We start from the raw sequence: 13,071 nt of genomic DNA, 5'->3' as shown, positions 1-13,071 counted from the left end.
CGCTGTTTTATAGGTAAAAAAAAGCCGCCGGGCGTGAGCCTCGGCGGCTTTTTTATACTTCAAACGTTGGGATTATTCCATCCATTCGGTATGGAATACGCCTTCTTTGTCGATACGTTTGTAAGTGTGAGCACCGAAGTAGTCGCGCTGCGCCTGGATCAGGTTGGCAGGCAGAACCGCTGAACGGTAGCTGTCGTAGTAGGCAATTGCCGCAGAGAAGGTCGGTGTAGGAATACCGTTTTGCACCGCGTAGGAAACTACGTCACGCAGCGCCTGCTGGTATTCATCAGCAATCTGCTTGAAGTAAGGGGCCAGCAACAGGTTGGCGATATCAGCGTCGTGTGCATAAGCGTCGGTGATTTTCTGCAGGAACTGTGCGCGGATGATACAGCCGGCGCGGAAGATCTTGGCAATGTCGCCGTAGTGCAGATCCCAGTTGTTTTCTTTAGAAGCGGCTTTCAATTGAGAGAAGCCCTGTGCATAAGAAACGATTTTGCCCAGGTACAGTGCGCGGCGCACTTTCTCAATGAATTCAGCTTTGTCACCGCTCACTGGGGTCGCTTTAGGACCGGTCAGCACTTTAGATGCAGCCACACGCTGGTCTTTCAGGGAGGACAGGTAGCGTGCGAACACCGACTCGGTGATCAGTGACAGCGGTTCGCCCAGATCCAGAGAGCTCTGGCTGGTCCATTTACCGGTGCCTTTGTTGGCCGCTTCGTCCAGGATCACATCAACCAGGTATTTACCTTCTTCATCTTTCTTGGTGAAGATATCTTTGGTGATGTCGATCAGGTAGCTGTTCAGTTCGCCTTTGTTCCACTCGGCAAAAGTTTCAGCCAGCTGTTCGTTGCTCAGATTCAACGCCTGTTTCAACAGAGAATAAGCTTCTGCAATCAGCTGCATGTCGCCGTACTCGATACCGTTGTGCACCATTTTCACATAGTGACCAGCACCATCAGCGCCGATATAGGTTACGCAAGGCTCGCCTTCCGCTACCGCAGCGATTTTCTTCAGGATTGGAGCTACCAGTTCGTAAGCTTCTTTCTGGCCACCAGGCATGATTGAAGGGCCTTTCAATGCGCCCTCTTCACCACCGGAAACGCCGGTGCCGATGAAGTTGAAACCTTGGTCAGACAGTTCGCGGTTACGGCGGATGGTGTCCTGATAGTAGGTGTTACCACCGTCGATCAGAATGTCACCTTTATCCAGATGCGGAGTCAGGGAAGCAATGGTCTTGTCAGTCGCTTCGCCCGCTTTCACCATCAGCAAAATGCGGCGTGGTTTTTCCAGCGATTCAACGAACTCTTCAACGGTGTAGTGCGGCACCAGGTTTTTACCCGGGTTCTCGGCAATAACTTCATCAGTTTTATCGCCTGAACGGTTAAAGATCGAAACGGTGTAACCACGGCTTTCGATGTTCAGTGCCAGATTGCGGCCCATTACTGCCATGCCGACAACGCCGATTTGTTGCTTGGACATTGAGGAACTCCTGTCTGAGGATGACCCTGTTGACAACTTTGGCCAACAGGTTTTGTGATGTGGTCAACATGTTAACTCAGGATTGAACCGCGTGGGTAGTGATTGGTGCGATAGGTCACACTTTTGCACTTACTCAGACATCAGAAAGCCGTAATATGATTGTTTTACAATCATTTATTTATCAGTTGTTGATAAAGTTCAATATAGCTTTCTGCCATGCGTTCTGAGGTGAACAGCGCCTGGAAACGTTTAGCCGCATTCTCGCCATATCGCTGTGCCAGCTCAGGATCTTGCCACAGCGTTGTCATCGCCGCTCGCAACGCTTGCGGGTCGGAAGGGGGCACGACAATACCAGTCTCCTTATCAATATTGATATAAGTCGTTCCTGTACCAATTTCACTGGATATCAGTGGCTTACCATACATAGCACCTTCGAGCAGGGTAATGCCGAAAGCTTCAGAGCGCAGATGGGACGGAAATACTACGCTATAGCAAAGCTCCAACAACGCAGCTTTATCTTCATCTGGCAGTGCCCCGAGGAAATGAATGTTTTTCAACCCCAAATCGAGCGCCTGCTGTTTAAGTTCAGCTTCAATTGGACCCGCACCAATAATGACCAAAGGAAAATCAGTTTTCTGAATCGCCTCCAGCAAAATATGCAAGCCTTTGTAATAACGAAATGCCCCAACAAACAGGAAGAAACGATCGCCAACTTGTTGACGCCAGCGTTCAAGGTGCGCCTCATCGGCAACCGGATAAGACTTTTTATCCAGACCATAAGGAATGACTTTCACCTTAGGCAGATATTTTTGCAGTACCGGGCTGGTTTCCACATAGTTTGGAGAAGCCGCGACAATACAATCAACCGAGCTCAAAAATTTGTTCATCAATGGCGTGTACATTTTCAGCGCCAACTTTTGCTTAACAATATCTGAGTGGTAACTGACTACCGTCGGTTTTTTAACACCGGCAATAAAGTGCACCAAATCCATAAATGGATACGGGAAATGATAGTGAATGATGTCTGCCTGGGCCGCCAACGCCTTAAATTTGCTTATCGCACTCACCGAAAAAGGCGTAGACGCAACTTCAAAGTTAGTGGCCGCATAATAAGCTGTGTGCATACCAACATGTTCATTATCAATATCGCCCCGGGTGCTCAGCGACAATGTTGTCGACTCAATCTGGTGGCATAAGCCGGCTTCACTTAATTGAAAAATGACCTGCTCTATGCCGCCAAAGGAATCTGGATAGTATGTCTTATAAAAATGCAGAACTTTCAACATGAAAAATATCAAACCTGCTGGTAAGCGAGAATGGTTTCTTGCGCACAACGTTGCCAAGAAAAATGTTTTGCTCGGTTTAGACCCTTTATCCTGGCTTCTTCACGCCAAACTTCGTCTTCAATACTTTTTTGAATCAGTTCAGTGAGTGTTTCAACATCCTTCGCTGCACACATCAAGGCACAATCGCCAACTACTTCGGGTAGTGAGGCGCTGTCTGAGCATACAACCGGTACCCCAGACGCCATCGCTTCCAGTACCGGCAGCCCGAACCCTTCATACAGCGACGGGAACAGGAAACTGCGGGCACCAGCAAAAAGGAAAGGTAAGTCGGCTGATTTGGTAAAGCCAAGATAACGTAACCATCCCGCCTTCTCTCCACGCTCAAAACGTTGATGCAACTCCTCGCTGCTCCACCCCTTAAACCCGCTGATAACCAACGGGACATCCAGACGCAAAGCCAGTGGCAAGCGTTCGTAAGCATCGAGAAGCGTTGCGATATTTTTACGCGGCTCGATAGAACCCGTAAATAAACAATACTGATTTGTTTTCAAACCGAGGGGCGACAAAACACGTGAAATCTCTTCGAATTCACGTGGATAAAACTCCCCACTACTAGCCAATTGAGCCGCATAAACCCGGCTTAGGGGAAGACCGAAGTATTCGGCTAACTCACGCCGTGTAAATTCAGAGTCCGTGATTAAAATCTTTGCTCGCTTAATCGTCAGCAACAATTCTTTTTGCATGAAGCGGACGCGTTCTGGCGGATGACATTGCGGTAAGGTGAATACCGAATTATCATGGAAAGTCGCCACGCAGCGCTCTACATTAGGCGGCAGATAAAAATTTGGGCCGTGGTAGATCGCATCCGGGTGTTTTCTTAAAGCATGGGTTTTTAACCACGGCGCGGTCAAACGATACAGTTCTGAAGCCACATGACTTTTTTGTAGCCAGCGACGTAGGTCCTGACTTGCTGAATCAGCTACTCTTGCAGTAGGGATCTGCTGGCTTAGATGCCGCCCTTGAAGAAATAAAAGCTCAGATATCTCTGAGCTTTCTTTCAAGCAGTTGGCTAACTCGTAGGTATATCGGCCAATACCGGTTAAAGGATATCTAATCGGGTCAGTTCCCAGTATAACTTTCATTCTCAGTTTTCCAACATCCAGCGCAACGTCTCCTCCAGAGGCGGTGTATCCCACTCACCGATAATGGTTCGCAATTTAGATGCATCCCCACACAGGCTTTTAACTTCGTTCGGACGAACAAAAGCAGGATTAACACGAATCTCCAAAGAGTGGCCAGAGATCTTTTCACACAATGCAACGGCTTCACGCAATGAGTACGTTCTGCCAGAGCAAACGTTGATAGTTTCCCCAACAGGGCTGGCCTGGAGCAATGCCACATAGGCTTTACTTAAAGCTCGAACATCGGTGAAATCACGCCAAACGTCGATATTTCCCAGTTCGATGATTGCAGCACGCTCTTTATAGTGCTTCACAATCTTCGGCAACAAGAAATTATCAGCCTGACCGACGCCAGTATAATTAAAGGGTCTGGTAATAAATATAGGAAGCTTATCTACCCATAACTTGGCCATATATTCCATAGCCAATTTACTGACCGCATAGTCATTTGCCGGGTTTGCCGACATGCATTCGTCCAGTTTACCTTCAACGCTGTTACCGTAAATATTGGCGCTACTGGCAATCAAAACGGCATCCAGCGGTCTACCGCAGTCATACAGCGCCTGCAGTAAATTACGAGTTCCTATAACGTTGACGTTATAAAATGCACTTGCATCACCGTGTCCAACAAAGGCAATAGCAGCCAGATGAACCACAACATCAGGTTTAACCTGTGTGATAGCATCCGCCAGCTCCTCTGCATTCAACAGATTAACCTGCAGGTAATCCTCTTGAGTTGAGGGCAATGACCCCAATCCAAACACCCGATATCCGGCAGCGGATAACTCCGCTGCCACATAGCGCCCGGTAAACCCATTAATGCCTGTGATTAAGGCACGTTTGCCGGCGCCAAACATCAGAATGAGAACCCGTTCTGATTACGGCGAATGTCTTGTTCAACCATCATCTGGCATAACTGTTCCAGCGTGGTTTTGGGTTCCCAACCTAAAATTTCTTTAGCACGTTCAGGATTACCAATCAGCAGCTCAACCTCAGAAGGACGGTAGAATTTCGGGTTAACGCGAACCAGTGTTGTGCCTGTCACAACATCGATCCCTACTTCCTGCTCATCCTTACCTTCAAAACGCAGAGTAAAGCCCGCAGCCTTAAAGGCCATGGAGACGAAGTCACGAACGGTTTCGGTACGGTTGGTTGCCAGCACGAAGGTATCTGGTTGTTCGGCTTGAAGCATCCGCCACATCCCTTCCACATATTCCTTGGCAAAACCCCAGTCACGTTTCGCGTCCATGTTACCCAGTTCAAGCACATCCAATTGGCCCAATTTGATTTTGGCAACCGAGTCAGTGATTTTACGGGTAACAAACTCACGGCCACGCAGAGGCGACTCATGGTTGAACAAAATACCGCTGGAAGCAAAAATGCCGTAGCTTTCGCGATAGTTAATCGTCATCCAGTGAGCATACAACTTTGCCACACCGTAAGGACTACGTGGGTAGAACGGCGTATCTTCTTTTTGCGGTACCGCTTGAACCAAACCGAACATTTCAGAGGTTGATGCCTGGTAGAAACGAATCTTTGGATTAACAATACGGATCGCTTCCAGCAGGTTTACCGGCCCAAGGCCCGTGATCTCAGCAGTGGTGATTGGCTGCTCGAAAGAAACGCCAACAAAACTCTGCGCTGCAAGATTGTACACTTCAGTGGCGCCGGTTTGCTGCAGCAGACGAATGCTGGCGGAAAGATCGGTCAAATCATATTCAACCAAATTCAGATTTGGGTGCTTATCAATGCCCAACTCTTCGATACGCCAGAAATTGACAGAACTGGTACGACGATAGGTTCCATGAACCACATAGCCTTTTTCTAACAGCAGTTCTGCAAGATAAGCACCGTCTTGGCCAGTGACACCCGTAATTACGGCTATTTTTTGAGTCATTACATTATCCATTACAAGTTAAACACACTAGGTAAAAACATTAATTCATCTTAAAAGAGCAGATAGTAATTGCTTTGCACTTTGTTCCCATGTCAGCCATTTTAATCCGGCTACGTCTGGGACTCCAGCGTTGCTCTTCAATCCAAGCCATTCAACTATCGCTTCAGACAGATTAGTTACTGACATTCCCTCAAAGTAAAATGCATTTTCACCAGCAACCTCTCTAAATACAGGTATATCCCGTGCAATTAACGGCACATTATATTGAGCAGCTTCAATTAGTGGCAAACCAAACCCCTCTCCAGTGCTGGCAATAACCAAACAATCTGCAGCCCTATAAATTTTCTCAAGATATTCATCACTGACACCAGATATCCAAAAGAGTCGCTGATTCAATTCATTATGGTTAGATAGTCGTTCGATTAGTTCTTCGACCATCCAGCCCTGCTTACCGACAATCACAAGATTGATATCTCTGCCATTTTTCCAGAGCAGTTCAAATGCGTCTAAAACTTGAGCATGTTGCTTGCGAGGTTCAATGGTGCTGACCATCAAGAAAGTCGTTCGTTTCGACATTTTAGAAAGCACATTGGCCGAATCGACAAACTCACCATTGGATGGCACAGAGTTGACCAAATCAGCCCCCAAGTGGAACCATTCAATATCAAATGAATCGCTTCTCTCAGGATGGTGATTTTCAACCCAACTTGTTAACTCATTGGCGACAGTTTGAGAAATACAAATTGCACCATCAAATTGGGTTATACAGTTGAGCCACATTTCATAAGTATCTTTTGCACCAGGGAAAAACACTTCAGGTGTCAAGATCGGCAGCAAATCATACACGACAAAATGTACGCCAATACCTCGTCTGTACAATTCACGTAAGAAATCCTGTTTGGACTGAACTATATTCGGCTGAAGATCTAATCCAAGGAAAATGTCCCCCTGCCAAGCTTCAATTGGACTATCCTCCGTCCAATTTGCAGGTATCTCTAAAAATTGGCATGTGAAATTTCGCGCATACCGATATCCTTTAGATGACTCTGTTGCATACACTGGCTCTACAACCCATCCTTCCGGTGGATTATGCAATAGCTGATGAAGAATGGCTCTGACAACTCGCTGAATACCACTTTTGGCATCACGTTGAACAAGTTCAGAAACATCGATTAATAATTGCTTTTTCCGTGGTTCAGGTTCGTAATTTTTAGAAATAGCCGTAGCCAGCTTTAAGTACTCTCCGGATATATCACCCTCGGTATCTCTGACAATACTGCTAATCAATTTTTGAGCACTGTGATGAGACTCTTCATAGAAAGTTTCAATAGCAGCCTTATACTCTTCTGCGCAATTTCTTGGCCAATGCGATGTTCTAATTTTAGTTATCGCCGCCGTTTTCAGTTTTTCTCTATAATCAATATTATTATAAAGTGATGTAAGGACATCAATAAGGTCATTATCTGAAAATTTATCGGCTAATTTTACAACGCAGGCGTCATCAATATCGGACATAGATCCGTTAGCATTAACTACCGTTGCCAAACCATAATTCATGCAATCCAGGACAGTGCCTGACGTCTCGCCACGGGAAAGTGTTCGCAGCTGCACACCAATATCAGCAGCCGCCAACCACATTTTGTAGTCTTCAACTTCTGCCCATCCGGTAATTTTAATTCTTTTCCCATTTTTACTTTTTTTAATTGCTTTCAGAAGGTCTTCGCCATATTTTCCATTATGGTTTTCACCAACAAAAACAAGATGGCATTCTTCACTTTCAGATAATGATGAATTGAGCCAAGCTGAGAGCAACTGATGATTAAGTTTTGTCGGCCCTAACAGGCCAAAACTGCAAACGACAAATGCGTTTTCATTAATCCCGAGTTTTTTCCGCGCCTTATTACGTGGGACATCATAAATAGGTACTCGTAAATGAGGGATTAAAGCCCAATCTGCAACATTTGTATGCCCATACAGTGATGAAGCCAGTCTTCGTGAGAAATCAGAATGGACAATAACACCAACAGAATTTTGCAAAACGGAAATATTACATGGGTATTTGTAAACAACGTCCGCTGTATCTTTGGCTTTATAGCGCATAAATACCGCAGGCCATCCTCCTGACTTATGAAGTTCCTGGCTCCAAATCCCAGGGAATTGTGCGGTCGCCAGATCGATATGGGCAACTACGCCTGAAATATAGAAATCATGAAGAACGACAACACCTGGATAGTCATTCAGCAGCTTGAACATATGGCCGTGGAAAGCAGAATTGCCAAAATGATACAATATACGATCATACTCTGTAGAGTTTTTTTCGAAAAAATCAACAGTCCTTACATTACAGTTAGCTATAATATAAGGATCGGAAATTTTATCATCCTGTTCTACAATTACATCAATAATGTAATGTCGGGTTAACTCTGAAATCAACTCCGCACTATAATCTGCAATACCGCTTTTGGCCGGAGGTAGTGGTGAGACATAAGCCAAGCGTCGTCGTTTATCAGATTCGAAATGGTTTAATGGCGGCTTACTGGCACTTTTACTCTCATGAAATTTCTCCAGGGATTCCCATGCAAGCATCGCGGAGATATCCCAAGAGAAAACCAGTGACTGTGACTCAGCGTGTTTTTCTAAGGATGTTTTAAATTCATTATCGGTTAGGAGTCTCTCCATTTTATCTGCAATTTGTTGGCTATCATAAGGATTAAATAAAGCCTCTTCATTACCAATAACCTCAGGAATACTGGACAGCCTTCCACCAATAACAGCCTTTCCACAACGCATGGCTTCCAATACGGGCAAACCAAACCCTTCGTGCCATGAAGGGAAAACGAAACAATCGCAACAATTGTACAGCCCAATTAAATCAGATTCAGGGATATAACCTGTAAAGATCACATCTTGTTTATTGAGCCCGTATTCTTTACATAGTTTGACTAATCGGTCTCTCTCCACATCCTGTATGGAACAGACAATTGCCAATTGATGTTTGGATCTCAAAGTTTTAGATAACAAAGAATAGGCTTTGAGTAGTCCTTCAATGTTTTTTCTGTGATCGATCCCACCAGTATACATAATGAACGAGGAATTTAAGTTATATTTATTTAGAAGTTCAAAACGTTCATTTTCAGTAAGGTCAATCTTTTTGAATCCTTCATCACAGGCAGTTGAGATATTAATGACGTTACTTTCATTAAACCCCAAATGACGAACAGCCTCACTACCTGACGAATTCGAGATAGATAATAGCAAGTTTGCCCGGCGTAAACTATCGATCTTATTTAAATACCAACTTTCAACAACCTCGTTGCATAAATATATATTTTTATGTATTAATGGAATAAGGTCATAAAGAATTACCGCTGTCGGGATCTTAGTATTAAATTTCCCAATACTGGTTACAGCATCATCTGGTAACCCTTCAAATAAAGAAGTAATCAGCAACACATCAGGAGACATTTTTGCAATAAAATCTTCTCTGATTTTTTCAGAGATCTCTCGACGTACATCGTTGCTCTTATCTATAGCACTGACAGGACCAACCCCGCTCCAGACAACTATACTTTCATTAGGAAGGTAGCGAGAAAATTCGTTACGAATGCCATCGATATGGTCAGACAGCATACCGTTCAGTAAAAGAATTACTTCATGATTTTTATTTGACTCAAGCATATGCTTAATTAAATCTGAAGTGTAACGCCCAATACCTCTTTTAGCATTGCTCGCTTGCAGTCCTTGCATATCTATTACGACGCGCATTACTGATTCCTCATACTATCACTTGAGCTTTTTTTCTTTAAAGCCTCATAAATCACTCTAGCTTTAGGAGACAACTCAGATTCAGAGTTTGAAAAATCACTCTGAGGATTAGGTGAAACCCGCTGACTATTCGATTTATAGTAAAGTTTTTTAGCATAGTCATAAAGTCCCAACTTATTTATTGTTTTCAACATTACCCCTTTTAATTTAGGTTTTCTGTTTAAAACATTGATGAGTCGCTTTACAAAACAAATGCACTTCCGCTTGATATAGCCTTTTAGCCTTGGAAGAAAGTTCTTGAAACCATTTAACTTAACGGGTTTCACACACCATCTCAAAACGCTAGAAAGAGCACGGACTGGGGACGTCAACTTCCATGATGTACTTGCATAAACTAAGTTTAACCTATTTTTAGTATTCGTATGGTCCTCTAACTCCTTGCCAAGCGAATTATTTAATTCGGACAAATTAAGTTTCAATTCAGCATTTTCTTTCTCCAGGTGAGCTAAAAAACGCTCGGACAGCTTATCAAATGCACTATCTTTTTGTATCTTTGTAAACTCATTATTTTTTTTATTTTCTAAAAATTCATTTTCGAGTTTAGAAATTTTTATTATATGTGAATCATATTCTAATAGATTCAGCTTTTCGATAGTTTCATCCAGTTTATCAATCTTCTCATCCCTACTCTTGAATGATTTTTCAATGTATTGATGGAATTTTGTTGATAACTCTTGCAGTCCAATACCATAATTGGAATTGAAAGCTTCATCCAATGAACTTAAGGTAGCTAACTCACCTTTTTTTTGTGCAATAACACTATAGTCCGGACTAACTCCACCAAGAACATCAATAATTTGAATATCTTCTTTAACAGAAATATTCTTATCTTCTTGAAGACGTAATAGTTTACTACGTTCAAATCCCTGATGCTCTGTAAGAAAACTCAATAATAAACTGGGAATAGGAGTTACATGCGTCGGGTCAAGATAGAAGTTATTAGTTGACACTATAATGTTTTCTGGGTTAGGCGTTTCCATAATGAGTAGGCCGCCAGGTTTTAGAACTCGGAAAGACTCCTCAACTAACCTTTTAACATTATCAAATCCAATATGTTCAACTAAATGAAACGAGGATACGATAGCTACTGACTCATCAGGGATATTTTGCAGAAAAGAGATGACATCTCCTTTTTCAACATTTAATCCAAGATCATGGCAATATGAAAGCATTCCTTCATCAAGATCAATTCCCTTTCCATCAAATTCGAGGGATTGCATAAGCTCCAGCCATTCTCCACGACCACACCCTAAATCAAGAACGGTTTCACCAGGATAAATATTTTTGAATGGCGTAATAAATGGTAAATAAACATTTAGACGCTCTTTTATTGATTCACGACTACCACGATGTTTATTTTCAAAGGAACTGTAAAAACTATCTTTCATTAATTTCCACCTCTGCAGGTAACCAAGATACCCCTACAAATGTCTTTTTATTAACATTCACCACATTAAATACAAGGGCTAAATCACGCCATTCGTAATTTTTATTAATATGGGTATCCCGGTCGTGAAGGGCTACTGCAATAGAGTAATTACCTTCACCTAAATTCATATCGAATTTGAAATTGAACTCAATTTCTTGCCCCATATGCAGGTTACTAAGCGATTTTCCTAGATGGAAAGTATTCGTCCCAAAAATAGGTTGTCCTAATCGATCTTTTATCATGTAGCCGAGAACTAGTTCAGGTATATTTTTTTCAACTTTTACAGTCACCTTTAAATTCACACTATCACCAACGCTGACAATTTCAACGGGTTTATTATCATGTGAATATAAAGCAATAGCCGAGACTTTAGCATCGCCGGATCCAGAGATCGTCTGCATTTGACCTGATTCAGTGAGCTCCTGCTTAACCGTCAGTTTTGATCCCGATTTCTCCGCAAGCATGGCGTTGTAATAATCCATGATAGCTTCAGGTTCACCTTCTTTTTCTACCTTCCCCGCGTTAAGTAAAATTGCTCTATCACAAATAGATTGTATAGCGATTTTATCATGAGAAACAATCAGCAGCGTTGTTCCTTCGCTTCGAAATTTTCGTATACGATCAAAGCTTTTATGCTGGAAGTAAGCATCACCTACAGATAAGGCTTCATCGACTATTAATATGTCAGGTCTCACTGCCGTAGCGACACTAAATGCCAAACGCATCTGCATACCACTGGAATAGACCCTTACAGGTTGATCTATATATTCACCAATTTCTGCAAATGCTTCAATTTCTGGCATTAGCTTATCAATATCACTATTATTAAGTCCTAACAGTTGCCCAGACATATAGACATTCTGTCGGCCTGTAAAATCCGGATGGAAACCCATGCCTAATTCAAGTAACGCTGCGACTCGACCAGTCAAGGTTATTTGACCGACTGTCGGCTGGATAGTACCTGTGATTAACTTTAACAATGTACTTTTTCCAGCACCATTTATCCCAATAATACCAACAGCCTCACCTGGGCGAACAGTAAAGTTTATATCATTCAAAACCCACACTTTCGTATGTTTGACAACTTTATAAGGCGAGATCCACTCGACCAGACGACCAAAGCGCGATGAGTATTTTTTATAGGCTTTGCCAACGCTATCTACAGAGATTTGTCCCATTATAATTCATCCACCATATCAGCCGCATGCTTTCTGAAAAGATGCATGCCTAAAATACATAGTAAAATAGCTGCCACCATTACGGGCCAAACGCTTCCCCATTCGATGGATTGTTGATGAATGACAACACGTTGATAATTGTCTACTAATACAGCCATAGGATTGTACTTCAGTATTTCCTGAGCCCAAGCGGGTAATGTACTTAATACATAAACAATAGGGGTAAACCAAAACCAAAATTGCAATAATACAGTGACAAATTGACCAACATCACGGAAAAATACGTTGACGACCCCTAAGACCACGCCTAGCCCCAAAGCAAATATAACCTCAATCACTAACAGTGGAATTATTTCTATAATGGATACGAAATGGAAATTCCCAGTAATAACTAAAAATGCAATAAAGAGTGAAAATATAATAATGAAATTTATTATTGCAGATATAGCTACAATAATAGGCAGACATATGCGAGGGAAGCTTAATTTCTTCAATAGCCCTGCACTTTCAATAAAAATATTTTGGCTCCTACTGATAATCTCAGCAAACAATCCCCATGTAATTATACCAACGCAAAGATATATGCTATACGAATATGCACCGCCGGTACCAGGAAGGCGAGTTTTCATTACCTGAGAGAAAATCAACGTATAAACTAAAATCATTGATAACGGTTGTAACACGAGCCATGTCGCGCCTAACATGCTCATTTTATAACGAATTTGAAACTCTCTTTTTACGCTACCAAAAATGAACCCACGATAGCGATAAATAGTCAAAAATAACTCTTTCAAAA

Annotated in this window: 9 protein-coding genes; all 9 read right to left on the bottom strand. The window is 42.7% G+C overall.

Annotated elements, in window-relative coordinates:
• Positions 1-72: 72 nt before the first annotated feature.
• Complete coding sequence (gene gndA / locus E5C26_RS08170; protein ID WP_012006041.1) at positions 73-1,479, bottom strand: NADP-dependent phosphogluconate dehydrogenase; 1,407 nt, start codon at positions 1,477-1,479, stop codon at positions 73-75.
• Between the two features lie 170 nt (positions 1,480-1,649).
• On the bottom strand, positions 1,650-2,765 hold the full coding sequence (locus E5C26_RS08165) for a glycosyltransferase family 4 protein (RefSeq protein ID WP_135315845.1): 1,116 nt from the start codon (positions 2,763-2,765) through the stop codon (positions 1,650-1,652).
• 8 nt (positions 2,766-2,773) lie between these two features.
• Positions 2,774-3,907 carry a glycosyltransferase family 4 protein gene (locus tag E5C26_RS08160; RefSeq protein ID WP_135315844.1) on the bottom strand — a complete coding sequence of 378 codons (1,134 nt, stop codon included), beginning with the start codon at positions 3,905-3,907 and terminating at the stop codon, positions 2,774-2,776.
• A gap of 2 nt (positions 3,908-3,909) precedes the next feature.
• Complete coding sequence (locus E5C26_RS08155) at positions 3,910-4,803, bottom strand: GDP-mannose 4,6-dehydratase (RefSeq protein WP_135315843.1); 894 nt, start codon at positions 4,801-4,803, stop codon at positions 3,910-3,912.
• The gene (gmd, locus tag E5C26_RS08150; protein ID WP_135315842.1) at positions 4,803-5,843 is read right to left on the bottom strand and encodes a GDP-mannose 4,6-dehydratase; all 1,041 of its coding nucleotides are present in this window, start codon (positions 5,841-5,843) and stop codon (positions 4,803-4,805) included. The genes E5C26_RS08155 and gmd overlap by 1 nt, the downstream gene beginning before the upstream one ends.
• Before the next feature lie 45 nt (positions 5,844-5,888).
• Positions 5,889-9,608, bottom strand: a complete 3,720-nt coding sequence (locus tag E5C26_RS08145; protein ID WP_135315841.1) for a glycosyltransferase — start codon at positions 9,606-9,608, stop codon at positions 5,889-5,891.
• Positions 9,608-11,056, bottom strand: a complete 1,449-nt coding sequence (locus E5C26_RS08140; RefSeq protein ID WP_135315840.1) for a class I SAM-dependent methyltransferase — start codon at positions 11,054-11,056, stop codon at positions 9,608-9,610. The genes E5C26_RS08145 and E5C26_RS08140 overlap by 1 nt, the downstream gene beginning before the upstream one ends.
• Positions 11,046-12,275, bottom strand: a complete 1,230-nt coding sequence (locus tag E5C26_RS08135; RefSeq protein WP_135315839.1) for an ABC transporter ATP-binding protein — start codon at positions 12,273-12,275, stop codon at positions 11,046-11,048. Before E5C26_RS08135 ends, E5C26_RS08140 begins: the two co-directional genes overlap by 11 nt.
• Positions 12,275-13,069, bottom strand: coding sequence for an ABC transporter permease (locus E5C26_RS08130; protein WP_135315838.1), 795 nt, complete (start codon positions 13,067-13,069; stop codon positions 12,275-12,277). The genes E5C26_RS08135 and E5C26_RS08130 overlap by 1 nt, the downstream gene beginning before the upstream one ends.
• Between the last annotated feature and the right edge of the window lie 2 nt (positions 13,070-13,071).

The organism is Serratia proteamaculans (genome assembly GCF_004684015.1).
In the GTDB taxonomy this organism is placed as follows: domain Bacteria; phylum Pseudomonadota; class Gammaproteobacteria; order Enterobacterales; family Enterobacteriaceae; genus Serratia; species Serratia proteamaculans_F.
This window is presented reverse-complemented; position numbering and strand designations above follow the sequence as displayed.

Excerpts from the sequence above, each read along its gene's own strand:
- gndA (WP_012006041.1), bottom strand. The coding sequence starts at position 1,479 with ATGTCCAAGCAACAAATCGGCGTTGTCGGCATGGCAGTAATGGGCCGC.
- E5C26_RS08165 (WP_135315845.1), bottom strand. The coding sequence starts at position 2,765 with ATGTTGAAAGTTCTGCATTTTTATAAGACATACTATCCAGATTCCTTT.
- E5C26_RS08160 (WP_135315844.1), bottom strand. The coding sequence starts at position 3,907 with ATGAAAGTTATACTGGGAACTGACCCGATTAGATATCCTTTAACCGGT.
- E5C26_RS08155 (WP_135315843.1), bottom strand. The coding sequence starts at position 4,803 with ATGTTTGGCGCCGGCAAACGTGCCTTAATCACAGGCATTAATGGGTTT.
- gmd (WP_135315842.1), bottom strand. The coding sequence starts at position 5,843 with ATGACTCAAAAAATAGCCGTAATTACGGGTGTCACTGGCCAAGACGGT.
- E5C26_RS08145 (WP_135315841.1), bottom strand. The coding sequence starts at position 9,608 with ATGCGCGTCGTAATAGATATGCAAGGACTGCAAGCGAGCAATGCTAAA.
- E5C26_RS08140 (WP_135315840.1), bottom strand. The coding sequence starts at position 11,056 with ATGAAAGATAGTTTTTACAGTTCCTTTGAAAATAAACATCGTGGTAGT.
- E5C26_RS08135 (WP_135315839.1), bottom strand. The coding sequence starts at position 12,275 with ATGGGACAAATCTCTGTAGATAGCGTTGGCAAAGCCTATAAAAAATAC.